We start from the raw sequence: 25,577 nt of genomic DNA on the forward strand, positions 1-25,577 counted from the left end.
TTCCGATGCCGAGGGCGAAGCAGCGCACGCCCGAACTGAAGGGCCATCTGCTGGAGGTGGCGATCGCGACGCTGTCCGAGGAAGGCATCGCGGGGTTCACCACGCGACGGGTCGCCGAGCGGGCGGGCACGTCGGTGCCCGCGGTGTACGAACTGTTCTCCGACAAGGCCGGCCTGCTGCGGGCGATGGTCTTCGAGGGGTTCCGGCGGTTGGGCGACGAACTGGCGACGGTGCCGCTGACCGACGATCCGCTCGCCGACCTCGAACGGCTGGTGCCGGTGTTCCGGCGGTTCTGCCGCGCCTATCCGCGGCTGGCGCAGCTGATGTTCGCGCGGCCGTTCGCCGAATTGGAGCCCGGGCCCGACGAACTGGCGGCGGGCGCGTCGGTGCGCGAGGCGTTCACCGGCCGGATTCAGCGGTGCGTCGACGCGGGGCTGCTGGCCGGCGACGTCGCCGACATCGCCCACGTGCTGCTTGCACTGGCCCAAGGACTGGCGGTGCAGGAGCTCGGGCGGTGGCTGGGCTCGTCGGCGCCGACGATCGAGCAGCGGTGGCGGCTCGGCGTGCACTCCCTGCTGGCCGGTCTGCGCCCGCCGCCGTCGTGATTTCGGTGTAGTTGGTGGCGCTCAGCGCAACCGCCGACACCGAAATCCCACGTTTTGGGGCGTTTGCCCCATGTGGGCGATCGGCTCGTCGACACACGATGGCAGTCATGACCACCACACCCCAGGCCGCAGCTGCCGCCACCAAAACCATGCCCCTGCCCGACGGAGACGACGAACGGGTCGTCGGCTTCGGCGTCATGGGCCTGCCCTTCGCCGGCGGCCACTACCTCGCCTACCGCGACTTCCCCGAGACGTCGTTCTCCCCCGCCTACAAGTCGGTGTGGCACCGCACGCCCGACGGGGTGTGGACCTTCTACGCGACCACGCCCGGGCCGCAGAGCTGCTCGCGGTACTTCAGCTCGGCGACGGCGGTCGACCCCATTGTCTGCGGCATCGACGCGCACTGGCCCACACCATGGTCGCTGGCGATTTCGATTGCGGGAGTGCTGGATTGGCGTGTCGACATCACGACGACCGTCGCGACCCGGCTGATGAGCGCCGTCGGGTCACGGCTTCCGGCCGCGGCGGCGCGCAACCGCGAAACACTGCGGGTGATGAGCCGCCTCGTCGGGCCCGTGCTCGGCATCGGCAAGGTACGGCTGACCGGCAGCCTGCCCAACGGCCAGGAGTTCCGCATCGCGCCGAAGCGAGTGTGGGCGGTCGCGGACTCCACGGCCGTCGTGCACGGCGTCGACCTCGGCCCGGTCGGCCCGCATCCGGTGCAAGGCAACCTCGCCGACTTCCAATTGCCGCAGCGGGGCATCTGCGTGGTCGCACAAGGCCGATTCGAGGCTTTCGACGTCGCACGGCATCGCGACGCCGACCGTCTTCACCTTTCCCACTGAACCGAACGGGCCGACGGTGGACAATCGGGCTGTGGCCGGCCGTCGCACCCCGCACGAGCTTCCGACCCGGGCGGAAGTGCTCGCGGCGCTGTCGGTCGCGATCGACCTGGGTCTGGGACAGCCCGCCGAACACATGCTGCGGGCCGCGCTGATCGCGATGCGGCTCGCCGATCGGCTGAATCTGTCTGAGCGTCAGCGTGATTGCATCTACTATGCGACGCTGATCATGTGGATCGGCTGCCACGCCGACTCTCACGAGTACGCCCGCTGGTTCGGCGATGACATCGCGGTGCGTCGAAGCTCGTATCTCGTCGACTGGTCCGGGTTACCGTACCAACGCTTCCTGCTCACCAACCTCGGTCGTGGCGAGTCGCTGCTGACCCGGTTGAGGACCGCGGCGACGCTGTATGCCAATGCGCGAGGGCATATCTCGCAGCTGATCCACTCTCACTGCACTTCAGCCGGGCTGCTCGCCGAACGCATCGGCCTGGCCGCCGACGTGCAGAACGCACTGCGCTACACCTTCGAACGGTTCGACGGCGGCGGCCTGCCGAGCGGCGCATCGGGCGACGGCATACCGGTCGAGATGCGAGTGGCCCAGGTGGCCGACATGGTCGAGGTACACCAGCGTGAGTACGGCACCGACGGTGCGGTGGCGATGGCCCGCAGCAGGCGCGGCGGGCAGTTCGATCCCGCGATCGTCGACGCCTTCGTCGCCGACCCGGCCGGGGTGCTGGCGGTCCCGTCGACCGGAGACGTGTGGGCGACGGCGTTGCGGTATGCGCCGGACCGCGGCGCCCGGCTCGACGAGCAGTCGCTCGACGAGCTGTTGGTCGCACTCGGTGAGTTCGTCGACCTCAAATGCCCATTCACACTGGGGCATTCACGAGCGGTGGCGGAGCTGGCCGCGTCGACCGCCGAGACCCTCGGGCTCGACGAACGTGCGGTCGCGACGACACGGCGCGCCGGTTACGTGCACGATCTCGGCCGCATCGGGGTGTCGAACCAGATCTGGTCGAAGACAAGCGAGTTGAGCATGGCCGAGTTCGAGCGGATGCGGCTGCACCCCTATCTGACCGAGCGCATCCTGTCGCAGGTGCCGGCCCTTACCGAGATCGCAACGGTCGCAGCCAATCATCACGAATGTCTCGACGGCTCAGGGTATCCGCGTGGCGTGGCCGCGCGGCAGCTGAGCATGCCCGACCGGGTGTTGGCGTGCGCGGTGAGTTATCAGAGCGCGCTGGAGCCCCGGCCGTACCGGGAGGCGCTCGGCCCGGCGGGCGCAGCGCGACGCCTGCGGGAACGAGTGACCAAGGGGCAGTTGGACTCGACCGCCGCCGACGCGGTGCTGCAGGCGTCGGGGCACGCGTCGGGCAGGCGGCACGCGAGACCGGACGGGCTCACCGCCCGCGAGGTTGAAGTCTTGCGGCTCGTCGCGCAGGGCACAAGCAACAAGGGCATCGCGGCCAAACTCGTGCTCAGCGAGAAGACGGTGCGCAACCACGTTGAGCACGTGTACGCCAAAATCGGTGTCTCGAACCGGATCGGGGCCAGCATGTATGCGCTGGAGCACGGGCTGGCAACCAGTCGTGAGTCACCGTGACAGCAACGCAACCGCGCGGCGGTAGTCGTCGTCGGCGTCCAGCGTCAGCACGCCGACGACGTCGCCGCCCGCCTCGTACCAGACCGTGAACCCGGTGTGGTGGTCGACGAACCGGGCGTTGTCGTAGTCGACGCCCCAGCCGCGGTACTTGAGCACCGAAGTGCCGATGGTGCAGGCGAATCCGGGAACGGTGTCCCAGGCGGCCGGGAACCCGGCTGCGGTCAGACCGGCGACATAACCCTGATGCGCGGCGTCGCGCCAGTGTTCGGCGGGCACGCGCCGGCCGGCGGTGACGTTGTGCGCCAACGCGACGTCGCCGGCGGCGTAGACGTTGCGCGCCGAGGTGTGCATGTGCTCGTCGACGACGATGCGCCCGTCGAGGGTGTCGAGACCGGCGGCTTCGGCGAGACGGATGTCGGGCCGCACACCGGTGGCGCAGACGACGAGGTCGGCGTCAACGGTCTCACCGCTGTCGAGCACCACGCGCGCGTCTTCGATCTCGGCCACCGTGGTCTCACCGGCAAACCGTACACCATTGTCCGACAGGAGTTTTGCGACGCGTTCGCCGGCTTCGAGCCCGAACCGGCGCTGGAGGGGAACGCGTTCGGCGGCGACGACCATCGTCGCGACACCCACCGCGGCAAGACAGGACGCCGCCTCACAACCGATCAATCCGCCACCGATGACCACGGCGCAGTCGGCGTACCGGGCGGCCATCTTCAGCGCCACGGCGTCGGCGAACGACCGTAGCGTCAGCGCGGATTCGATACCGGGGATCGCGGGCCGCACCGCGACGGATCCGGAGGCCAGCACGAGATGCCAGTAGGGATAACGCTGGCCGCCCGCGGTCACGACCTGCTGGCGCGACAGGTCGATGGACTCGACGGTAATACCGCGGATCAGGTCGACGGCGTTGCGCTCGAACCAGCCCTCGCTGTGCAGGGCGAGTTTGGTGTCGCGGCCACAGAGGAAGTCCTTGCTCAACGGCGGCTTGGCGTACGGCAGCGCGGGATCGGTGGTCAGAATGCGCACCGGAATCCCGGGGTGCTTGCTGCGGAACGTCTCCGCGGCGCTCACCCCGGCCGGACCGCTGCCGATAGCGACGAACCCTGCTGCGACCACTCTTCCTGGGTACCAACTTCGGTGCCCGGATAACCGTGGTGTCAGGGATTCGTCACAGTTGGCGGCTAGGCGGCGCTAGTGTCCTGAGTCGTTACTTCGTCGTCAGTGAGAATTCGAGGTACGCGCGTTCGGTGTGGTCCTTCTCGGCTTCCTATGCTCGAGATTGCACACACGGCTGTGGTCGTCTTCTCAGATCAGCACAACCCTGGATGCAATCTCGGTGCTAGGACCATTTCGCATACCAGCACCCCCGGCCACGTGCGTGCGTACAAGCAGCCCAAATTCTGCTCCCGAACTAATGACTCACGACACTAGTCTCGGGGCTAGGCAGCGCTAGTCGGTGCTAATCGCTGATGCCCCAGACGAGGCAGAACGTGTGTCCGGCGGGATCGCGGAAGACCCGGAACTTCGCGTCCTCCGCGGCGTCTGGCACCCGCGTCGCGCCGAGGTCGAGGGCGTCGCGCTCAGCGGCGTCGGGGTCGTCGACTTGGATGTCGAGGTGGAACTGCTGCGAGCCCCGCGGGTCGGGAAAACGCGGCGGCTCATGCTCTGGTGAGTACTGAAACGCCAGTCGTCGTCCCTGGGGGTCGGTGAGCACGACCCAGGTGTCGTCATCCTTGTGGACCTCGCCACCGAGCACGCCCGCGTAGAAGGTGGCCAGAGCCATCGGATCCCGGCAGTCGATGACCGTCGATCGCAGCTTTCCGAGCATGACGGCCGGGTTGCCGGTATTCCGGCGGCGTAAACGGCCGTGTGGCACCATCTGCGCATGAAACCCGAGGACGACCCGGAGGCCCGGATCAGGCAGCTGGAGCAACCGCTGGCCGACTACGGCGCAGTCGAACTGGGCACGTCGCAGCCGACGGTGAACGACCACCCGACATCGGCCCTGCCGCCACCGGTCTACGGTCCGCCGTACCCGCCTCCATATGAACAGCAGTCGCCCTACAGCGCGCCGCCGTTCGGCGTCTCTTTCCCGCCGGGGCCGACGAAAAGCGGTGCGCCGTACGGGCTGATCTTCGGGCTGATCGGAGTGGTCGTGGTGCTCATCGTCGGCGGAATCGGCGTGTTCGTGTGGTCGATGTCGTCGACGCCCGACCGGATCAGCACCCGGCCCGGATTCCCCGACGCGACCGGTGACGGCGGTCCGCGCGGCGGCAGCGTGACGATCGGGCCGTCCCGCACCGCGCCGACCCTTCTGCCGCCGGGGGTTCCGGACGACCAGGTGGCCGTCGCGCCGGCCGGTGGACAGTACAGCGTCTCCGGGGTCGAGAAGATCGAGACCATCGAGTGCAACGGCAGCAACATCAGCGTGAGCGGTGTCGACAACACCGTGACCTTGCTCGGCCATTGTCAGAGCGTCACCGTGTCCGGCGTCGAAAACCAGGTGGTTCTCGACAGCGCAGACAGAATCGACGCCTCAGGTTTCGACAACCAGGTGATCTACCACTCGGGCGATCCGGAGATCGACGCCACCTCCAGGAACAGCGTCACACAGGGCTAGGTGCGCCACTGCAGGACGCGCTCGGCCAGCTCCGGGCCGCAATCCTCCTGCACGAAATGGCTGCCGTTGATGCGGGCATGCGGTTGACCGGCGGCGCCGGGCACGTGCTCGAGGAGCGGGCGGTCGGCGCGGCCGAGGATCGGGTCCTTGGCGCCGAAGACGCACAGAAACGGTTTCTCCCAGCGGCCCAAGGCATCCCATGCGGCGCGGTTGGCCGGCAGCGCCGGATCGTCGGGTGACGTCGGCACCAGAGCGGGAAACGCCCGTGCGCCTGCCTGAAAACTCTTGTCGGGGAACGGTGCATCGTATCCGGCCCGAACTCGCGCGGGCACGTCGGTGACGGTGCCGAACGCGACGATGCGTCCGGCCGGGAACACCGGCGTGTAGCGTGCGAAGGCCCGCCAAAGGCGGAACGGCAGATTCGCCGACGTCTGCCCGGCGGGCAGGAAGCCGTTGGCCACGACGATGCGCCCCACGCGCGCACCCTGTTCGGCGGCGATGCGCAGCCCGATCAACGAGCCCCAGTCCTGCACGAAGATCGTGGTGTCGCTCAGGTCGAGCGCCTCAAACCACGACGTCACCCACTCGACGTGACGTAGGTAGGTGTAATCCTCGATGCGGCCGGGCTTGTCGGAACGCCCGAAGCCGATCAGATCGGGTGCGAGGACCCGGCAGCCACCGGCGGCCAGTGGCGGAATCATCGTGCGGTACAGGTAACTCCACGTCGGCTCGCCGTGCAGCAGGACGACGGGCGGGCCGTCGCGTGGCCCCTCGTCGACGTAGTGCATTCGTAGCGGCCCGGTATCGCCCGCGGTGACGTCGACGTAGTGCGGCGCGAACGGATAGCCCGCGAGGTTGCCGAAGCGATCGTCGGGCGTGCGCAGAACGTCCATGGTGTGCTCCTGTCCGCCGTCTGCAGCGTAGAACGACCGGAGTCGCCGCTTCCCCCGATCGGTGGACATGCGATTCATCCGGTTCACCCTCCGGTCGGCCGACATACATCGCCGTCGCGGCGCAGCAGTCTTGAGTCATCGCCGGAACACACCGGCACAGAACGAAACAAGACTCACCGAGGAGAACGACATGAACACCAACACCACCCGCCGCATCGCCCGCTTCTTCGCTTTGCCGATCGTCTCGGCCGGAATTCTCGCCGGGGCCCTGGGGATGGCCGGCACCGCCAGTGCCGGCACCTACACGCCGGACAACACGCCGCGGCCGGGCATCGTCGCGACGCCGAAGACGTTCGCGCAGCCGACCCCTGGGGCTCGCCACAACCACGGCCTCCCCCACCTGCAGCGGGTCCAGCCGAACTACCATCCCTGATCAGCACAGACATTCCTCCACAGGGGCCCTCCCGGGCGGCGTATCCCGGGAGGGCCCCTCCTTGTCTGCTCGACTATTCGGGTCCGCGCGCCACCGGACGCGACGGATCCGAACTCCACTCCGACCACGAACCCGGAAACAGCGCCGCGTCCACCCCCGCCGCGGCGAGGCTCGCGACGGTCACCGCCGCCGTGACGCCCGATCCGCAGTAGACCGCCACGTCGCTGTCCCGCACCGACTCGAAGAGTCGGGCCAGATCGGCGTCGGTCCGCAGGGTGCCGTCGTCGGCCAGCAGGCTGGTGCTCGGCACGTTCAGCGCGCCCGGGATGTGGCCGGCGACCGGGTCGATCGGTTCGACGTCGCCGCGGAACCGTTCGGCCGCGCGCGTGTCGAGCAGCAGCATGCCCGAGGTGAGCACCGCGTCGGCGGTGACCGTCCGGCGTGCACCGGCGTACAGATCGTCGTGGGTCACGGTCACGTCGCCGGGTTCGGGTGCGACCGCGCCGGTTTCCAACGCGCCGCCGGCAGCCGTCCACGCCGTCAGCCCGCCGTCGAGGATGCGGACATCGTCGACACCGGCTGCGGTCAGCACCCACCACGCGCGCGCCGATCCAGCGCGGTTCCAGTCGTCGTAGACCACCACCGGAATCCCGGCCCGCACGCCCCACCGCCGCGCCGCGTCCTGCAGCGCCGACCCCGACGGCAGCGGATGGCGCCCGCCGCCTTCGACGGTGTGATCGCTCAGCTCGTCCTCCAGCGACACGTACACCGCCCCGGGCAGGTGCCCCCGTTCGTACGCGGCACGGCCGTCCGGCTCGGCGAGCTGCCAGCGCACATCCAACAGCGTCACGGGGTCCCCCGCATCGAATCGCCGCGCCAACTCCGCGGCGGTGATCAACACCGTGTCACGCGCGCTCATACCTCAGACCGTAGCGGCGACCGGCGGGCCGATCTCCTCGGCCAATGTTTCGACGACGCGGGACAGTTCGTCGACCAGCCAGCTGTCGCTTCGGCGCCGGTACACCTCGAGCAGTGACCGGTAGTACCACAGATGTTCATGCGGATCATCGGTGTTGAAGCGCTGCCACACCTTCGGGCCGTACCGGCGCAGGTCCCGCAGGATCGCCCTCGCGTTGTCCAGCTTGTCGGCCATCGACACGCGAATTGCGCTGTCGGAGGCCGTGTTCAAGTGCGCGATGTAGCTCTCTTTGCGTTCGCGCCACGGCGGTTTCGGCGTCACGACGGTGTCGCTGCACTCCTCGACGATCGCCGCGACCTCGGGTCCGAAGCGCTCCTCGATCTGGGCGAGCGTCGCGTCGCCGCCCTGATCCTCGGCGGCGTCGTGGAGCAGCGCGGCGATCGCCTCGGTCTCGGTGCCGTCGGCTTCGATCACCAGTCCCGCGACCGACAGCAGGTGGCCGATGTACGGCACGTCGCTGGCCTTGCGGGTCTGCGTGCGGTGCAGGTCGGCGGCGAATCCGAGTGCCTCGCGAAACCTCGGGCCCAGGCGCGGTGACGTCGTTTCGCTCACCTGCGTCCCCCTTACTGATCCGGCGGCGGATCGAGCATCACTGCCCGGTCGCCGTTCCATCGATACCGCGCGCTGCGGATCGCCGCGGGCGCGCAGGCGTTGCACTCGCCCGGGACCTTGTAGGTGAGCACGACGGTGTCGCCGGTGCTGGCCGCGGCGTCCAGCGACGTGAAGCCGTACGCCTTCGACGTCCCGGTCCCGACGTATTGGCCGCGGTGGAACAGCAGCGCCTGCACGGGCGAGCTGCCGGTGCCGCCCTCGGTCGTCACCAAGATCGTCGACAGCTCCGCGCACGGGTCGTAGTTGCTGTCCACGGGTGTGCTGTCCCACTTGGCACCGGTCAGCGGCTCGAACGGCAGCCGCGCGAGCGCGAGCCGCAACGCGTCGGCCTGGTCCGGCCCGCACGACGGCTGCGCGGCGGCGGTCGGGATCGCGATCAACGACAAGCAGGCCGCGGCGGCGGTCATCGTCGCGGCCATCCATCGAATCATCGGTATCGATTTCCCTTGCCCGCTCTTCCACAAACGTCGCCCACGTCGGACCCACCTCCTATGGTTGGCTGCGATGGCGCTCCACATCCATCGGGCTGAACGCACCGACCTGCTCGCCGACGGACTCGGCGCCCTGCTCTCCGATCCGCTGCCCGACCCGTTCGCCGAGGAGCTGGTCATCGTCCCGGCCAAGGGCGTCGAACGCTGGCTGAGCCAACGACTGAGCCACCTCCTCGGCGCTGGCTCCGGTGCCGACGGTATCTGCGCCGGCGTGACATTCCGCAATCCGCGCTCGCTGATCGCCGACCTCATCGGAACCGGCTCAGGCCGGATTGCCGGCACCGCCGCCGACGATCCGTGGTCGCCCGACGCCATGGTGTGGCCACTGATGGAGGTCATCGACGCCAGCTGCGCCGAGGACTGGTGCAAGCCGCTGGCCACCCACCTCGGCCACTTCGAAGCCGGCGACGAGAAGGAACTGCGGCAGGGCCGGCGCTACGCCGTGGCCCGCAGGCTCGCCGGGCTGTTCGCCTCCTACGCCCGGCAGCGTCCGCAGCTGCTCGTCGACTGGGAGAACGGCGTCGCCGGTGACATCGCGTCCGATCTCGCCTGGCAGCCCCCGCTGTGGCGGGCGCTCATCGAACGCATCGACGCCGACACCCCACACATCCGGCACGCCAAAACGGTTGCCAGGCTTCAGGAGTCGCCCACGGATCTGCCGCAGCGACTCTCGCTGTTCGGCTACACCCGGCTGCCCAGCACCGAGATCGAACTGCTCGACGCGCTTTCCACCCACCACGATCTGCACCTGTGGCTGCCGCACCCCAGCGACCACCTGTGGCAGCAACTCAAAGGGACACACGGCCAGCTCCCGCGTCGCGAGGACACCACCCACCGCCTGGTCGGCCATCCCCTGTTGGCCACCCTCGGCCGCGACCTTCGCGAACTGCAGCGCGGCCTGCCCGGTGACCCGCGCACCGACGAATACCTGGGCGGGCGCGGCCGGCCGGACACGCTTCTCGGCTGGCTGCAATCCGACATCGCCGACAACACGATCCGGCGAGACGGGCGGGTGCACACCGCAACCGATCGCTCGGTACAGGTGCACAGCTGTCACGGGCCCGCACGCCAGATCGACGTGCTCCGGGAAGTTCTGCTCGGACTGCTCGCCGACGACGAGACGCTCGAACCGCGCGACATCCTCGTCATGTGCCCCGACATCGAGACCTACGCGCCGCTGATCGTCGCCGGTTTCGGGCTCGGCGACATGATCAAAGGCGTGCACCCGGCGCACCAGTTGCGGGTGCGGCTCGCCGACCGGTCGCTCGTGCAGACCAATCCGCTGCTCGGAGTGGCCTCGCAACTGCTGTCGCTGGCCGGTGGACGGGCCACCTCGAGCGAGGTGCTCAACCTCGCGCAGGCCGCGCCGGTGCGTTCCCGGTTCGGCTTCACCGACGACAACCTTGAGGACATCACCCGCTGGGTGCGGCAGGCCAACATCCGGTGGGGCTTCGACACCGACCACCGCAAACCCTACGGCGTCGACTTCGTCCAGAACACATGGCGTTTCGGCATCGACCGGGTACTGGCCGGGGTGGCCATGTCCGACGACTCACACGCCTGGATCGACACCACGCTTCCCCTCGACGACGTCAGCAGCAACCGGGTCGACCTGGCCGGCCAACTCGCCGAGTACGTCGACCGCCTGCGCTGTGCGGTGGAATCCCTCACCGGGGCAAGACCACTCGAGCAGTGGCTGCGGTCGCTGACCGACAGCATCGGCCTGCTGGCCCGGGTGAGCGACGACGACATCTGGCAAATCGCCCAACTGGAACGCGAATTCGCCGATGTGCTCGCCACCGCGGGTGCCCGCGCGCACACGCTGATGCGGCTGTCCGACGTCCGCGCGCTGCTCGACCGCCATCTCGCCGGCCGGCCCACCCGGGCCAACTTCCGCACCGGCACGTTGACGGTGTGCACGATGGTGCCGATGCGGTCGGTTCCGCACCGCGTGGTGTGCCTGGTCGGTCTCGACGACGGCGTGTTCCCCCGGCTGGGTGTGGTCGACGGTGACGACGCGCTGGCCCGTGAGCCCATGACCGGCGAGCGCGACATCCGTTCCGAGGACCGGCAATTGCTGCTCGATGCCATCGGCGCGGCGACCGAGACACTGGTGATCACCTACACCGGCGCCAACGAGTACTCCGGTCAGGAGCGGCCCCCCGCCGTGCCGCTCGCCGAACTCCTCGACACCCTCGACCGCACGACACCGCGGAAGGTCCGCGATGCGATCGTGGTCGAGCATCCGCTGCAGCCGTTCGACACCCGCAACGTCGTTCCCGGCGAACTGATCCCGGGTGTGCCGTTCACCTTCGACTCCACGGTCAAACGCGCCGCCGCCACCCGCGCCGGGCAGCGGGCGGAACGGCCGAAGTTCATCTCCGGGCCGCTGCCCGCTCCCCCCGCCGACGACGTCGTGGTCGCCGACCTGGTCGCCTTCTTCCGCGATCCGGTGAAGGGCTTCTTCCGCGCCCTCGAGTACACGTTGCCGTGGGAGGTCGACGGTGTCGAGGACGCGATGCCCGTCGACATCGATGCGCTCGAGGAGTGGACGGTCGGCGACCGCATGCTTCAGGACATGTTGCGCGGCATGGATCCCGATCAGGCCCGCCAAGCCGAGTGGCGCCGCGGCACGCTGCCCCCCGGCAATCTCGGGTGGCGCCGGGCCAACGCGATCTGCGAGCAGGCCACGCTCATCGCCGACGCCGCACGCCCGTACCGCGGTGCCGTTTCGAGCGCGGTCGACGTCGACGTCGAGATCGGCGGGGGCCGTCGGGTCACCGGCACCGTCACGCCGGTCTACGGCGATCGGCTCGTCTCGGTCACGTACTCCAAGCTCGACGGCCGTCATCTGCTGCAGCCGTGGATTCTGTTGCTGGCGTTGCTCGCTCACGACCCGAGCCGCGAGTGGAAGGCGGTCAGCATCGGGCGGGCCAAACGCGGTACCAACCCGCGGATCGAGTCGATGGGCCGACCGGCCGAGCCCGCGCGTGAGTTGCTCGCCGATCTGGTGGCGATGTACGACCAGGGCCGCCGCGAACCACTGCCCCTGCCGGTGAAGACGTCGTTCGCGTGGGCAGAAGCGGAGCACGGCCACGGCGACCCCGAGCAGCGGGCCGGATACAAGTGGCGTTCGGGCATGTACCCCGGCGAGGAGGATGAGCCGGCCTATCAACTGGCGTTCGGCAAGCCCACCTGGTTGAAACACCTCGTCGAACTCGGCCTCGACACGTACTCCGGCCGGTTGTGGCTGCCGATGCTGCGGGCGCTGGAGACCTGATGGAACCGTTCGACCTGTTGGGGCCGTTGCCCGCCGAACGTTCCACCACCGTGCTGGAGGCCAGCGCGGGCACCGGTAAGACGTTCGCGTTGGCCGGGCTGGTCACCCGCTATATCGCCGAGGGTGTGGCGACCCTCGACCAGATGCTGCTGATCACGTTCAGCCGCGCGGCCACCCAGGAGCTGCGCGACCGGGTGAGGCGTCAGATCGTCGATGCCGTAGCGGCTTTCATCGATCCGTCGAGCGTCGATGAGAACGAGATCATCGGGTACCTACTCGACGGCACCGGAGACCAACTCGCCGAACGTGAGCGCAACCTGCGCGACGCGTTGGCCGCCTTCGACGCCGCGACCATCGCCACCACACACCAGTTCTGCCAGCTGGTCCTCAAGTCGCTGGGGGTGGCGGGCGACACCGACTCCGGTGTCACGCTGGTCGAGAGCCTCGATGAACTGGTCACCGAGATCGTCGACGACCTCTACCTGCACCACTTCGGCCGGGAGCGCGACCATCCGCTGCTGACCTATCCCGATGCGCTGAAACTGGCCAAGGCGGTCGTCGAGCAACCCGCAACCGAGCTGCGGCCGACAAACCCCGACCCGGATTCGCGCGCCGAAGTGTGCGTCCGCTTCGCGAAAGACGTTCTCGCCGAACTGGAGATCCGCAAACGACGCAAGGGCATCCTCGGCTACGACGACCTGCTCAGCCGGTTGGCCGACGCGCTGCAGGCCGACAATTCGGCCGCGCAGCTGCGCATGCACCAACGGTGGCCCGTCGTGATGGTCGACGAGTTCCAGGACACCGATCCGGTGCAGTGGCAGGTGATCGACCGCGCGTTCACCGGACGCTCGACGCTGGTCCTGATCGGCGACCCCAAGCAGGCCATCTACGCGTTCCGCGGCGGCGACATCGTCACCTACCTGAGCGCGGCGTCGAAGGCGGACGTGCAGAAGACGTTGGCCACCAACTGGCGCAGCGACGAAGCGCTGGTGAACCGGCTGCAGGCGGTGCTGCGCGGCGCGCAACTGGGCCACGAGAAGATCGTCGTGCACGATGTGGCCGCCAAGCACCCCGGGTCGCGGCTGGTGGGCGCGCCGTCCGCTGATCCGTTCCGGCTGCGGGTGGTGCGACGGAACACATTCGGGCGCAGCGGCACTCGAGACATTCTCATCGACCAGCTGCGCACCCACATTCCCCGCGACCTGGCGGCCGACATCGGCGCCCTGCTGAGCTCGGACGCCACATTCGGGGGCCGCCAACTCGGGGCCGCCGACATCGCGGTCATCGTGGAGAACCACCGCGATGCGCGGGTCTGCTATCGGGCGTTGTGCGACGCGGGCATCCCCGCGGTCTACACCGGTGACTCCGACATCTTCACCTCCGACGCCGCCGAGGACTGGTTGGCGCTGCTCGAGGCCTTCGACCAGCCGCACCGGCCCGGCATCGTGCGCGCGGCGGCGTCGACGATGTTCTTCGGCGAGACCGCCGAGTCACTGGTCGCCGGCGGCGACGGGTTGACCGACCGCATCGCAGAGACCCTGCGCGAGTGGGCCGGTCATGCCCGCGAGCGCGGTGTCGCGGCGATCTTGGAAGCCGCGCAACTGGCCGGCATGGCCGACCGGGTGTTGTCGTGGCGCAACGGTGAGCGGCAGATGACCGACCTCGCCCACATGACCCAGTTGCTACAGGAAGCCGCGCACCGCGAGCACTTCACGCTGCCCGCATTGCGCGACTGGCTGCGGGCCCAGCGCGACGAGCGCAGCGGCGCCGCCGAGCGCTTCCGCCGTCTCGACAACGACGCCGCGGCCGTTGCGGTGATGACGGTGTTCGTCGCCAAGGGCCTGCAGTTCCCGGTCGTCTATTTGCCGTTCGCGTTCAACCGTCACGTCTGGGAACCCGAACTGGTGCTCTACCACGAGGGTGACACGAGGTGTCTGCACATCGGTGGTGACGACAGCCCCGACTTCCATGCGGTGTCGAAGGCGGGCCGCCAGGAGGACGCCAGCGACGACAGCCGCCTGATGTATGTCGCGATGACCAGGGCACAGTCGCAGCTGGTCGCCTGGTGGGCACCGTCGCGCGACGAGCCGAACGGTGGCCTGTCGCGACTGCTTCGCGGCCGGCGGCCCGGTGAGCCCATGGTGCCGGACGTCGTTGCGCCGGCGAAGGTTTCCGACGACGACGCGATGGCGCGGTTCAAGGAATGGGAAGCCGTCGGCGGTCCGGTGATCGAGGAATCGGTGCCGCGTCCGAAGGTTGCGGGTCCGCCGGTGCCCGGCCCCGGCGACTTCGAGGCCCGGCACTTCCACCGCACCATCGACACGACGTGGCGCCGGACCTCCTACAGCGGCTTGATCCGCGCGGCCGAGGCGACGCCGGTCAGCAGCGAGCCCGAAGTGGTCGAGCTCGACGACGAGGTCGCCGAGATCCCGGTGGCGACGACGGCGGCCGGTGCCGATATGGTCTCGCCGATGGCCGAACTGCCGACCGGTGCGAAGTTCGGCACGTTGGTGCACGCGGTGCTCGAGACCGCCGATCCGTTCGCCACCGACCTCGCCGCGGAGTTGGAGGCGCAGATCCGCGAGCATTCGGCGTGGTGGCCGGTCGACGTCGAGGCCGGCGAGTTGGCGGCGGCGATGGTGCCGATGCACGACACCCCGCTCGGACCGCTCGCCGACGGCACAACGCTTCGGCAGATCGGACTGTCGGACCGGATGCGGGAGATGGACTTCGAATTCCCCTTGGCCGGAGGCGATCTGCGCGCGTCGGCACCCGACATTCGACTGGCGCATGTCGGTGAACTCCTGCGGCAGCATCTGGCGTCGGACGACCCGCTGAGCTCGTATGCGGACCGGTTGACCGCAGCGGGGCTGGGCGCCCAGTCGCTGAAGGGATACCTGTCCGGATCGGTGGATGCGGTGCTGCGCATCCCCGATGAGGCCGGCGGGCGTTACCTCGTCGTCGACTACAAGACCAACTGGCTCGGTGACCCCAACCGGCCGCTGACGGCCGCGGATTACGGGCAACCGCGGCTGGCCGAGGCGATGCTGCATTCCGACTATCCGCTGCAGGCCCTGCTGTACAGCGTTGTGCTGCACCGCTTCCTGCGGTGGCGGTTGGCGGGATACACACCCGAGCAGCACCTCGGTGGCGTGCTGTATCTGTTCCTGCGCGGGATGTGCGGGCCCGATACCCCGGTGCACGACGGCCACCCCGCCGGTGTGTTCAGCTGGCAGCCTCCGGCAGCGCTGATCACCGCGCTCTCGGATCTGCTCGACGCCGGCACGGTCGCCGCATGACCGGCCTGGAGTGGCGGCGGGCGATCAGCGCCAGCGGCCTGCTGCGCACCTTCACCGACGCCGAAGTCCTCGACGCACCGGATGTGCATGTCGCACAGCGGCTCTGCGCACTCGCCAAGGCGCCAGACGAGCGGGTGTCACTCGCGGTCGCGCTGCTGGTGCGCGCGCTTCGCAGCGGGTCGGTGTGCCTGAACCTGCGCACCGCCGAACGGCAGGTCGGCCTCGACGGGCTGCCGTGGCCCGCCATCGACGACTGGCACGGCGCCATCACCGCGCACCCGCTGACCGGCCAACCGTCGGCGCTGCGCGTCGACGGGGATCTGCTGTATCTCGACCGGTACTGGCTCGAGGAGCAGCAGGTGTGCGACGACATTCTCTCGAGGCTCGCCGCCCGGGCATCCCAACCAGCGCCGGAGCTCGACCGGCTCTTTCCGGCGGGGTTCGAGGAGCAGCGCGCCGCGGCGAAACTTGCGCTGTCGCAAGGCCTGACGGTGCTCACCGGCGGCCCGGGCACGGGTAAGACCACCACGGTGGCGCGGCTGCTGGCGCTCCTGGCGAGCGGGACGCGGTTGCGGATCGCGTTGGCGGCGCCGACCGGAAAGGCCGCGGCGCGGCTGCAGGAGGCGGTGCAACTGGAGGTGGACAAGCTGCCCGTGTCCGACCGTGAAGCGCTGGCCGGCTTGCACGCGACGACCTTGCACCGGCTACTCGGCAGCCGCCCGGACACGTCGGCGCGGTTCCGGCACCACCGCGGTAATCGGTTGCCGCACGACGTGATTGTCGTCGACGAGACGTCGATGGTGTCGCTGACGATGATGGCGCGGCTGCTGGAGGCCGTTCGGCCGGACGCCCGGCTCATCCTGGTCGGTGACCCGGACCAGTTGGCGTCGGTGGAAGCGGGTGCGGTGCTCGCTGATCTGGTCGACGGCCTCGGCGGCGACCGTATCGCGGAGTTGAAGACGTCGCACCGGTTCGGCGAGTCGATCGGGAGGCTGGCGACCGCGATCCGCACGGGTGACGCCGACACCGTCGTCGAGGTGCTGCGCGCCGGGGGTGAGCACATCGAGTGGTTCGACACCGAGGAGCCGTCGGAGCATCTTCGGAAGGTGTTGGTGCCGTTGGCGGTTGAGCTCCACCGGGCGGCGGTCCTCGGTGACGACGAAGCGGCGCTGGCCATCCTGAACGAGCACCGGCTGCTGTGCGCGCATCGCCGCGGCCCGTTCGGCGTGCGCTACTGGAACCACCAGGTGGAGCGGTGGCTGGCGGAGTTGACCGGCGAGCCGATCTGGTCGGCGTGGTACGTGGGACGACCGGTGTTGGTGACCGCGAACGATTACGGGCTCAACCTGTACAACGGCGACACCGGTGTCACGGTCCTGCGCGACGGCGTGCTGCGGGCGGTCGTTGCCGGAACGGAACGGCTCGAGTTCGCGACGAGCCGACTCGCCGACGTGGACACCATGCATGCGATGACGATTCACAAATCGCAGGGCAGCCAGGCCGACGAAGTCACGGTGCTGCTGCCGCCGGAGGACTCGCGGCTGCTCATCCGCGAGTTGTTCTACACCGCCGTGACCCGGGCGAAGAAGAAGATCCGGGTGGTCGGCCCGGAGGCGTCGGTGCGGGCCGCCGTGCAACGGCGGGCGGCTCGGGCGTCGGGCCTGGCGCAGCGCCTGCGCAGCCGATAGCCCGTTCCGCCGAGCGCCCAGCTTTGCCCGCCGAGCGCTCACTCAGGTACGGATTTTCGCGTCGAAACCGTACGTAGCTGAGCGCTCGGCATGCGACTGTGGTGTCGCGCATACGCCAGCCCGGGTGGACGGAGCCTGTGATGACCGCGGAGAACCACGTCACGCCGACCGACGTCGACAAGGCCCTACTCGGCAGCGCGACATACCGGAGCCTCGGCGAGCAGAAGCTGTCCCCCCGCGAGGAACGGTTCGAGAAGGCCCGACGCACCGTCGGGCTGTTCCTCGCCCCGCTGTTGACCGTCGTCTTCCTCCTCCTGCCGATCGACATTCCGCGCGAACAGCAGGTGCTGGCCGCCGTGCTGCTCGGCGTGATCGCGCTGTGGATCAGCGAGGCGGTGCCGATTCCGATCGGCGGCCTGCTCGGCGTCGCGGTCGCGGTGTTCCTCGGTGTCGCGCCGGTCGACGACGTGCTCGGCCCGTTCGGGTCGTCGACGATCTTCACGTTCATCGGCGCGTTCATCCTCGCCCAGGCGATGCTCAAACACGGTGTGGCCCGGCGGTTCGCGTTCCGCATCCTGGCGTTGCCGCGCGCCGGCCGCTCGACGACCGGGGTGATCATCGCGTTCGGTGCCATCACCTGTCTGCTGTCGGCGTTCGTGTCGAACACCGCGACCGTGGCGATGCTGTTGCCGACGGCCATCGGCATCCTGTCCGTCATCGCCAAGCTGCTGCAACAGCGCGGCGACGTCGAAGCCGACTTCGACCCGCAGCGGCTGCGGGTCGGTGCGGCCTTGATGCTGATGCTCGCCTACGGCGCCAGCGTGGGCGGCCTGCTGACCCCGGTGGGCAGTCCGCCGAACCTGATCGGCCGCGGGCTGATCGAAGAGGCCACCGGTGAGCGAATCAGCTTCGGCCAGTGGATGGTGATGGCGATTCCCATCTGCCTGCTGATGTTCGCCCTGCTGGCGCTTGTCCTGTTGCGGCTGAACAGGCCCGAGATCAAGCGGATCGACGGGGTCGCCGAGTACGTGGCCGGCGAACGGGAGAAGCTGGGCAAGCTGTCGCGGGCGGAGAAGAACACGCTGATCGCGTTCGCCGTCACGGTGACGCTGTGGATCCTGCCCGGCATCTTCGCGCTGGTCGCGGGCACCGAATCGAACGTGTACGAATTCGTCAGCGACCGGTTGGACGAAGGCGTGGTCGCCGTGTTCGGCGCATCGCTGCTGTTCCTGCTGCCCACCGACTGGCAGAGTCGCGAGTTCACGCTGCGCTGGAAAGACGCAGCCGAAATCGACTGGGGCACAATCATCCTGTTCGGCACGGGCATCATCTTCGGTTCGCTGATCTCGTCGACCGGCCTGGCCGAGACCATCGGAACGTCGGTCGACGATGCGCTCGGCCTGTCGAGCAGCGTCGCGATCACGGTGTTCGCGGTCCTGCTGGCGATCGTCGTGTCGGAGACGACCAGCAACACCGCATCGGCGGCCGTGGTGGTGCCGATCATCATTCCGGTGGCGGTCGCCGCCGGGGTGAACCCGTTCGTGCCGGCGCTGGCAGCGACATTCGCGGCGTCGTTCGGCTTCATGCTGCCGGTGTCGACGCCGCAGAACGCGATCGTCTACGGCTCCGGCGTCGTGCCGATCACGAAGATGATCCGATCCGGCATCACGTTCGACATCGCGGGCGCGATCCTGATCATCATCTTCCTGCCGATGATGATCGGCCTGTTGGGGCTGGGCACATGAGCGACATCGCGGTCATCCCGGGCGACGGGATCGGCACGGAGGTGATCGCGTCGGCGCGCCAGGTGCTCGACGCGGTAACGGCAAAGCACGGTATCGCCTTGTCCTACACCGATTTCGACTGGTCGTGCCGGCGCTACCAGAACGAAGGCGCGATGATACCCGCCGACGGGATCGACACGCTGCGCGGGTTCGACGCGGTCCTGCTCGGCGCGGTCGGCTCCCCCGGGGTTCCGGACCACGTGTCGCTGTGGGGCTTGCTGATCCCGATCCGCCGGGCCTTCCGCCAGTACGTGAACCTGCGACCGATCCGGGTGTTCGCCGGTGTCGCGAGCCCGTTACGGACGGCGGATGACGTCGACTTCGTCGTGGTACGCGAGAACGTCGAAGGTGAGTACAGCGAGATCGGCGGACGGTTGAACCGCGGCTTTGCCGACGAAATGGCCGTACAGGAGTCGGTTTTCACGCGGGTGGGAGTGAGCCGCATCGCCGACTTCGCGTTCGAGCTGGCGCGCAGCAGACGCAGCTACGTGACATCGGCGACGAAATCCAACGGCATCGTGCACACGCTGCCGTTCTGGGACGAGGTGGTCGCCGAACGGGCGGCGCAGTTCCCGGATGTTCGGTTCGACAGCGAGCACATCGACGCGCTGGCCGCGAAGTTCGTGCTGCAGCCGCAGCGCTTCGACGTCGTGGTGGGCTCAAACCTGTTCGGCGACATCCTCAGTGACCTGGCGGCCGCGGTGGCCGGCTCGATCGGCATCGCGCCGTCGGCGAATCTGGATCCGACCAAGCAGTACCCGTCGATGTTCGAACCGGTACACGGTTCGGCGCCCGACATCGCCGGCCAAGGCATCGCCAACCCGGTCGGGGCGGTGTGGTCGGCGGCGCTGATGCTCGAACACCTCGGGCACGACGCCGCCGCAGCTGAGGTGATGGCCGCCGTCGAGTCGACGCTGGCCACACCGGAGACCCGGACGGCTGATCTCGGCGGCCGGGCGTCGACGGCCGAGGTGACCGACGCGCTCGTCGCGCACTTGCGGTGAGGGTCGCCGAAGTCGCCTGATCCCGACATCGATTGCGCGTACGGTGGGGCCGTGGCCGAAATCGACCGCAGCCGCGTCATCGCGGCAACCCCGACGCAGATCTGGGACGTGCTGGCCGATTTCGGCGATCTCGCCTCGTGGCTCGACAAGGTCGACCACTCCTGCATACTCGCGCGCGGTGCCGACGGCGCGATGGTCGGCACGACCCGCCGCGTGCAGATCGGCCGCAACGCCCTGGTCGAGCGCATCACCGAGTGCGACCCGCAGTACGTCCTCGCCTATGACATCGAGGGCCTGCCCAAAGTCATGGGCAAGGCCAACAACCGCTGGACCCTCGAGGCCACCGGCGGCGGCGAGACCGTCGTGACGATCACCAGTACCGTCCGAAAAGGCCGCGGCAGAACGCAACAACTCGTCGAACGCCTGGCCTGTCAGGCATTGGCGCGCGGATCCGACGCCATGCTCGCCGCGTTGGCGAAACGATTGGAGACGACCTCATGACCGAGCGCCCCGACATCATCATCGTGATGACCGACGAGGAGCGCGCGGTTCCGCCCTACGAGGCGCCCGAAGTCCTCGCATGGCGGGACCGAACGTTGTCCGGCCGCAAGTGGTTCGACGAGCACGGCGTGAGCTTTCAGCGGCACTACACCGGGTCGCTGGCCTGCGTGCCCAGCCGTCCGACGATCTTCACCGGCCACTACCCCGACCTGCACGGCGTCACGCAGACCGACGGCATCGGCAAGGTCTACGACGACTCCCGCATGCGCTGGCTGCGCCGCAACGAGGTGCCGACGCTGGGCAACTGGTTCCGCGCGGCCGGATACGACACCCATTACGACGGCAAGTGGCACATCTCGCACGCCGATCTGACCGACCCCGCAACCGGTCAGCCGCTGGCGACCAACGACGAGAACGGCGTCGTCGACCCGAAAGCCGTGCAGCGCTACCTCGACGCAGATCCGCTTGCGCCCTATGGCTTTTCGGGCTGGGTCGGGCCAGAGCCGCACGGCGCGCCACTGGCCAATGCGGGGATTCGGCGCGACCCGCTGATCGCCGACCGCGTCGTGGCGTGGCTCAACGACCGCTACGCGCGGCGTCGCGCCGGATACGCCGAGGCGCTGCGCCCGTTCCTGCTCGTCGCCAGCTTCGTCAACCCGCACGACATCGTGCTGTTCCCGGCGTGGCAGCGGCGCAGCCCGATGCGCCCGTCGCCGCTGGACCCGCCGCCGGTGCCACCGGCGCCGACCGCCGACGAAGACCTGTCGAGCAAGCCCGCCGCGCAGATCGCGTTCCGGGAGGCGTACTACTCGGGCTACGGGCCCGCGCCGGCCGTCGACCGCACCTACACCCGCAAGGCGCAGCAGTACCGCGACCTGTACTACCGGCTGCACGCGGAGGTCGACGGCCCGATCGACCGCGTGCGGCGCGCGGTGACCGAGGGTGGTTCAGACCATGCAGTGCTGGTGCGCACGGCCGATCACGGCGACCTGCTGGGCGCCCACGGCGGCCTGCACCAGAAGTGGTTCAACCTGTACGACGAGGCGACGCGGGTGCCGTTCGTCGTCGCGCGGATCGGGCCCGACGCGACCGCCGCGCGCACGGTGACGGCGCCGACGTCGCACGTCGACATCGTGCCGACGCTGCTCGGCGCGGCCGGTGTCGACGTCGAGGCGGTGGCGGCAAGGCTGGCCGACACGTTCACCGAGGTGCACGACCTGCCGGGCCGTGACCTGATGCCGGTGGTCAACGGCGCCCCGGCCGACGAATCGCGCGCGGTGTACCTGATGACCCGCGACAACGTGCTCGAAGGCGACACCGGCGCGTCCGGTCTGGCTCGTCGCTTGAAGCGGACGACGAATCCGCCTGCGCCCCTGCGTATCCGGGTGCCCGAGCACGTCGCGTCGAACTTCGAAGGCTTGGTGCTGCGGGTGGACCGCGACGACGCCGAGGGCGGGCTGGGTCACGTGTGGAAACTGGTACGCACTTTCGACGATCCGGCGACGTGGACCGAGCCCGGGGTGCGTCATCTCGCGGCGAACGGCATGGGCGGCGACAGCTACCGCACCGAGCCGCTCGACGACCAGTGGGAGCTCTACGATCTGACCGCGGACCCGGCCGAGGCCGACAACCGGTGGGCCGACCCGGACCTGCACGACCTCCGCCGGCACCTGCGGATGCAGCTCAAGCAGGCGCGTGCGGCATCGGTCCCCGAACGGAACCGTCCATGGCCGTACACGCCCCGCAAGACGCCCGCTGCGCAAATGGGGCCGATTCGACGGCTGTTCGGCCGCGATCGACGGGCGTCGCGTCACCTTTGATCAGCCACCTCCGGCGCGCTGCCTCCACCAGCAGGCGCCGGGCGCGTACAGTCGGGAGGCCTGACACGCTCCGCACCGTCGCTTCAGCCGAAGCAACGGACCACTAGGTAATCGAGAGGGACCGGCGAAACCAGCCGGACCACCGCAAACACCTACATATGGCGTCGCCGCGCCCGGGGGCTGAAGGACTGTCGTGAGTCAATTTACCGAGACCATGTACCGCAACGCCCGGTGGAGCACGAACGGGATCGTCACCGGCGAGCCGGATGCCCCCGTGAAGCACACCTGGGCCGAAGTGAACCAACGCGCCAGCCGGATTTCGGGCGGACTGGCCGCGGCGGGCATCGGCCACGGTGACGCCATCGCCGTGCTGGCCGGCGCACCCGTCGAGATCGCGCCGACCGCCCAGGGCATCTGGATGCGCGGCGCCAGTTTGACCATGCTGCATCAGCCCACGCCACGCACCGATCTGGTGCGCTGGGCCGAGGAAACCACCGCCGTGATCAACATGATCTCGGCGAAGGCCGTCGTCATCAGCGAACCGTTCATGGCGGCCGCACCCGTGCTGGCCGGTCTCGGCATGACGGTGCTGACCGTCGAGTCGCTGCTGGCGGACCAGTCCATCGACCCGATCGAGACCACCGACGACGACGTCGCGCTGATGCAGCTGACGTCGGGATCCACGGGTTCCCCCAAGGCCGTTCAGATCACGCACGCGAACATAGTCGCCAACGCCGAGGCCATGACGGTCGGCTGCGATTTCGACATCCAGTCCGACGTGATCATCAGTTGGCTGCCCTGCTTCCACGACATGGGGATGACCGGCTATCTGACGGTGCCGATGTACTTCGGCGCCGAGCTGGTGAAGGTCACACCGATGGACTTCCTGAACGATACGTTGTTGTGGGCCAAGCTGATTGACAAGTACAAGGGCACCATGACCGCGGCGCCGAACTTCGCCTACACGCTGTTCGCCAAGCGGTTGCGACGGCTGGCCACGCCCGGCGAGTTCGACCTGTCCTCGCTGCGTTGGGCGTTGTCGGGCGCCGAGCAGGTGGACCCGCTCGACGTCGAGGACCTCTGCGAGGCCGGCGCACCGTTCGGGTTGCGCCCCGAGGCCATCGTGCCGGCGTACGGGATGGCCGAGACGACGGTGGCCGTGTCGTTCTCCGAATGCGGCCGCGGGATGGCCGTCGACGAGGTCGACGCCGACCTGCTGGCCGTGCTGCACCGCGCGGTGCCCGCGACCAAGGGTCACACCCGCCGGCTGGTCAAGCTCGGCAAGCCGTTGGACGGCCTCGAGGTGCGGGTGATCGACGAGGACGGCGCAAACCTGCCGCCCCGCGGCGTCGGCGTCATCGAGGTCCGCGGCGACCCGGTGACCAGGGGCTACACCACGGTGGCCGGGTTCATCCCGGCACAGGACGAGCGGGGCTGGTACGACACCGGCGACCTGGGTTATCTCACCGAGGACGGTGAGGTGGTGGTGTGCGGGCGGCTCAAGGACGTCATCATCATGGCCGGTCGCAACATCTATCCGACCGACATCGAGCGGGCCGCGGGCCGGGTCGACGGGGTGCGGCCGGGTTGCGCCGTCGCCGTGCGGCTGGATGCCGGGTTGTCGCGGGAGACGTTTGCGGTGGCGGTGGAGTGCAAGAACTTCGCCGACGCGGCCGAAGTGCGCCGCGTCGAGCGGCAGGTCGCCCATGAGGTGTTCGCCGAAGTCGACGTCCGACCCCGCAACGTGGTGGTACTGGAGCCGGGCATGATCCCCAAGACGCCGTCGGGCAAGTTGCGCCGCGCGCACGCGTTGTCGCTCGTGGACTGATCACCCGGTCAGGCGAACTTGCGCTCCGATGCGGTTTCCGGTGCGTCGTCGCTCGTCGCGGTCAGGAACCGGTCCGGCAGGGCCAACTTGTAGATCGTTCGCAGCGTCAGCAGATACTGGCGCACCAGGGAACCGCTGGTGTATGGCAGGTCGTACTTCTCGCAGATCGCCCGCACCCGCACCGCGATCTCCGCCAAGCGGTTGCTCGGCAGGTCGGGGAAGACGTGGTGTTCGATCTGGTAACAGAGGTTGCCGCTGGAAAACGCCAGCAGCGGGCCGGCCTTGAAGTTGGCGGCGCCCAACATCTGCCGCAGATACCATTCGGCGCGACACTCCTCGTCGAGGACGTCGGCGGTGAATTTCTCGGCGCCGTCCGGGAAGTGCCCACAGAAGATCACCACGTACGTCCACAGGTTGCGCACCAGGTTGGCGACCAGGTTCGCCGCCAGGCTTCTGCGCCAGCGGCGCCCGCTCAGCGCCGGGAAGAGCACATAGTCCTTGACCGCTTGCCGGGCGATCTTGCGGACCAGGGTCATCCTCTCCCGCGTCAGTTGTTCGGCATCACCGGCCGCACGGTCCCGTTCGGAGTGCACCCCGTGCAGCGCGATGCCCCATTCGAAGATGCCCGCCAGCAGGATGTTTCGTAGCGGCTGAAGCAGGTGGACGGGTTGCCACGGAATGTCGCGGGTGATGCGCATGATGCCGAATCCGAGGTCGTCGTCCACGCCGACCACGTTGCTGTACACGTGGTGGCGGTAATTGTGCGAGTACCTCCATTGCGACGACACCGCGACCATGTCCCATTCCCAAGTGTTGGAATGGATTTCGGGGTCGTTCATCCAGTCCCACTGCCCATGGGACACGTTGTGGCCGATCTCCATGTTCTCGACGCACTTGGCGAAGGCCAGCGTCGCGGTGCCGAGGATCCAGCCGGCCCGCGATCGGCTGCAGCCGAGGGTCAGCCGCCCCGCCAGTTCGAGTGCACGTTGGAACTTGATGGTGCGCCGGATGTAGGCCGCGTCGTGCTCGCCGAGCGACTCCTCGATGTCGCGACGGATGGTGTCCAGCTCGGCACCGATGGCCTCGATGTCCGACCGGCTCAGATGCGTGTACGCACCGACATCGGTGATGGCCAAGAAATCGTCCTGTGGTCTCGTGCGGGTGGGCTCGAGTCGGAGCCCAGGTGATTGCGGACCACCGGCCGATATCGGAAGTGATGACGGCAGCCGTCGGCGTTGCCGTCAGTCTAGAGAAGCCTGCCTGAGGTGTCGATTCGGTGAGTCAGA

The 25,577-nt window shown here is 68.7% G+C and carries 20 protein-coding genes; 13 read left to right on the top strand and 7 right to left on the bottom strand.

The features are described 5' to 3' along the window. Nucleotides 1-5: 5 nt before the first annotated feature. The 3 genes from AU188_RS20075 (at nt 6) to AU188_RS20085 (ending at nt 3,053) form a co-directional block, all read left to right on the top strand. Nucleotides 6-605 carry a TetR/AcrR family transcriptional regulator gene (locus AU188_RS20075; RefSeq protein ID WP_059165226.1) on the top strand — a complete coding sequence of 200 codons (600 nt, stop codon included), beginning with the start codon at nt 6-8 and terminating at the stop codon, nt 603-605. 107 nt (nt 606-712) lie between these two features. Beyond that, the gene (locus AU188_RS20080; protein ID WP_059165227.1) at nt 713-1,450 is read left to right on the top strand and encodes a hypothetical protein; all 738 of its coding nucleotides are present in this window, start codon (nt 713-715) and stop codon (nt 1,448-1,450) included. 31 nt (nt 1,451-1,481) lie between these two features. Continuing rightward, nucleotides 1,482-3,053 (top strand): HD domain-containing phosphohydrolase, encoded by a 1,572-nt coding sequence (locus tag AU188_RS20085; RefSeq protein ID WP_059165228.1) that lies wholly within the window; start codon nt 1,482-1,484, stop codon nt 3,051-3,053. On the opposite strand, the gene AU188_RS20090 is transcribed toward AU188_RS20085, so the two are convergent. Together AU188_RS20090 and AU188_RS20095 are read right to left on the bottom strand one after the other, a co-directional pair. Next, nucleotides 3,045-4,175, bottom strand: coding sequence for an NAD(P)/FAD-dependent oxidoreductase (locus AU188_RS20090; RefSeq protein WP_059165229.1), 1,131 nt, complete (start codon nt 4,173-4,175; stop codon nt 3,045-3,047). The genes AU188_RS20085 and AU188_RS20090 overlap by 9 nt on opposite strands. A gap of 343 nt (nt 4,176-4,518) precedes the next feature. Continuing rightward, nucleotides 4,519-4,887, bottom strand: a complete 369-nt coding sequence (locus AU188_RS20095; protein ID WP_059165230.1) for a VOC family protein — start codon at nt 4,885-4,887, stop codon at nt 4,519-4,521. 57 nt (nt 4,888-4,944) lie between these two features. On the opposite strand from AU188_RS20095, the gene AU188_RS20100 reads away from it, so the two are divergent. After that, on the top strand, nt 4,945-5,679 hold the full coding sequence (locus AU188_RS20100) for a DUF3060 domain-containing protein (RefSeq protein WP_172799547.1): 735 nt from the start codon (nt 4,945-4,947) through the stop codon (nt 5,677-5,679). Here AU188_RS20100 and AU188_RS20105 read toward each other — a convergent pair. Continuing rightward, on the bottom strand, nt 5,676-6,572 hold the full coding sequence (locus tag AU188_RS20105; RefSeq protein ID WP_059165286.1) for a haloalkane dehalogenase: 897 nt from the start codon (nt 6,570-6,572) through the stop codon (nt 5,676-5,678). The two genes, AU188_RS20100 and AU188_RS20105, sit on opposite strands and share 4 nt — an antisense overlap. A 190-nt stretch (nt 6,573-6,762) precedes the next feature. On the opposite strand from AU188_RS20105, the gene AU188_RS20110 reads away from it, so the two are divergent. Then, complete coding sequence (locus AU188_RS20110; protein ID WP_059165287.1) at nt 6,763-7,005, top strand: hypothetical protein; 243 nt, start codon at nt 6,763-6,765, stop codon at nt 7,003-7,005. A gap of 73 nt (nt 7,006-7,078) precedes the next feature. Here AU188_RS20110 and AU188_RS20115 read toward each other — a convergent pair whose 3' ends face one another. Genes AU188_RS20115 through AU188_RS20125 form a run of 3 tightly spaced genes read right to left on the bottom strand, consistent with a single transcriptional unit; the run spans nt 7,079 to nt 9,015 of the window. Beyond that, the gene (locus tag AU188_RS20115) at nt 7,079-7,924 is read right to left on the bottom strand and encodes a sulfurtransferase (RefSeq protein ID WP_059165232.1); all 846 of its coding nucleotides are present in this window, start codon (nt 7,922-7,924) and stop codon (nt 7,079-7,081) included. A 3-nt stretch (nt 7,925-7,927) separates the two neighbouring features. Beyond that, nucleotides 7,928-8,536, bottom strand: a complete 609-nt coding sequence (locus tag AU188_RS20120; protein WP_059165233.1) for an HD domain-containing protein — start codon at nt 8,534-8,536, stop codon at nt 7,928-7,930. An 11-nt stretch (nt 8,537-8,547) separates the two neighbouring features. Continuing rightward, nucleotides 8,548-9,015 (bottom strand): LppP/LprE family lipoprotein, encoded by a 468-nt coding sequence (locus AU188_RS20125; RefSeq protein WP_059165234.1) that lies wholly within the window; start codon nt 9,013-9,015, stop codon nt 8,548-8,550. An 85-nt stretch (nt 9,016-9,100) separates the two neighbouring features. Between AU188_RS20125 and recC the strand changes: the two genes are divergently transcribed. The 8 genes from recC to AU188_RS20165 all read left to right on the top strand — a co-directional run bounded on the left by recC (nt 9,101) and on the right by AU188_RS20165 (nt 24,291). Continuing rightward, nucleotides 9,101-12,367 carry an exodeoxyribonuclease V subunit gamma gene (recC, locus tag AU188_RS20130; RefSeq protein WP_059165235.1) on the top strand — a complete coding sequence of 1,089 codons (3,267 nt, stop codon included), beginning with the start codon at nt 9,101-9,103 and terminating at the stop codon, nt 12,365-12,367. Then, nucleotides 12,367-15,666, top strand: a complete 3,300-nt coding sequence (gene recB / locus AU188_RS20135) for an exodeoxyribonuclease V subunit beta (RefSeq protein ID WP_059165288.1) — start codon at nt 12,367-12,369, stop codon at nt 15,664-15,666. Before recC ends, recB begins: the two co-directional genes overlap by 1 nt. Beyond that, nucleotides 15,663-17,354: an exodeoxyribonuclease V subunit alpha gene (recD, locus tag AU188_RS20140; protein ID WP_059165236.1), complete on the top strand. Its 1,692-nt coding sequence runs from the start codon at nt 15,663-15,665 to the stop codon at nt 17,352-17,354. Before recB ends, recD begins: the two co-directional genes overlap by 4 nt. Nucleotides 17,355-17,494: 140 nt before the next feature. Then, nucleotides 17,495-19,099, top strand: coding sequence for an SLC13 family permease (locus tag AU188_RS20145; RefSeq protein ID WP_059165289.1), 1,605 nt, complete (start codon nt 17,495-17,497; stop codon nt 19,097-19,099). Further along, nucleotides 19,096-20,142: a tartrate dehydrogenase gene (locus AU188_RS20150; RefSeq protein ID WP_059165237.1), complete on the top strand. Its 1,047-nt coding sequence runs from the start codon at nt 19,096-19,098 to the stop codon at nt 20,140-20,142. Before AU188_RS20145 ends, AU188_RS20150 begins: the two co-directional genes overlap by 4 nt. Nucleotides 20,143-20,193: 51 nt before the next feature. After that, on the top strand, nt 20,194-20,643 hold the full coding sequence (locus AU188_RS20155) for an SRPBCC family protein (RefSeq protein ID WP_059165238.1): 450 nt from the start codon (nt 20,194-20,196) through the stop codon (nt 20,641-20,643). Beyond that, nucleotides 20,640-22,463 (top strand): sulfatase family protein, encoded by a 1,824-nt coding sequence (locus AU188_RS20160; RefSeq protein WP_059165239.1) that lies wholly within the window; start codon nt 20,640-20,642, stop codon nt 22,461-22,463. The genes AU188_RS20155 and AU188_RS20160 overlap by 4 nt, the downstream gene beginning before the upstream one ends. A 193-nt stretch (nt 22,464-22,656) precedes the next feature. Beyond that, nucleotides 22,657-24,291 (top strand): fatty acyl-AMP ligase, encoded by a 1,635-nt coding sequence (locus tag AU188_RS20165; RefSeq protein WP_059165240.1) that lies wholly within the window; start codon nt 22,657-22,659, stop codon nt 24,289-24,291. Nucleotides 24,292-24,299: 8 nt separating this feature from the next. On the opposite strand, the gene AU188_RS20170 is transcribed toward AU188_RS20165, so the two are convergent. Beyond that, the gene (locus AU188_RS20170; protein ID WP_059165241.1) at nt 24,300-25,427 is read right to left on the bottom strand and encodes a fatty acid desaturase family protein; all 1,128 of its coding nucleotides are present in this window, start codon (nt 25,425-25,427) and stop codon (nt 24,300-24,302) included. Between the last annotated feature and the right edge of the window lie 150 nt (nt 25,428-25,577).

The organism is Mycobacterium sp. IS-3022 (genome assembly GCF_001500065.1).
Taxonomy (GTDB): domain Bacteria; phylum Actinomycetota; class Actinomycetes; order Mycobacteriales; family Mycobacteriaceae; genus Mycobacterium.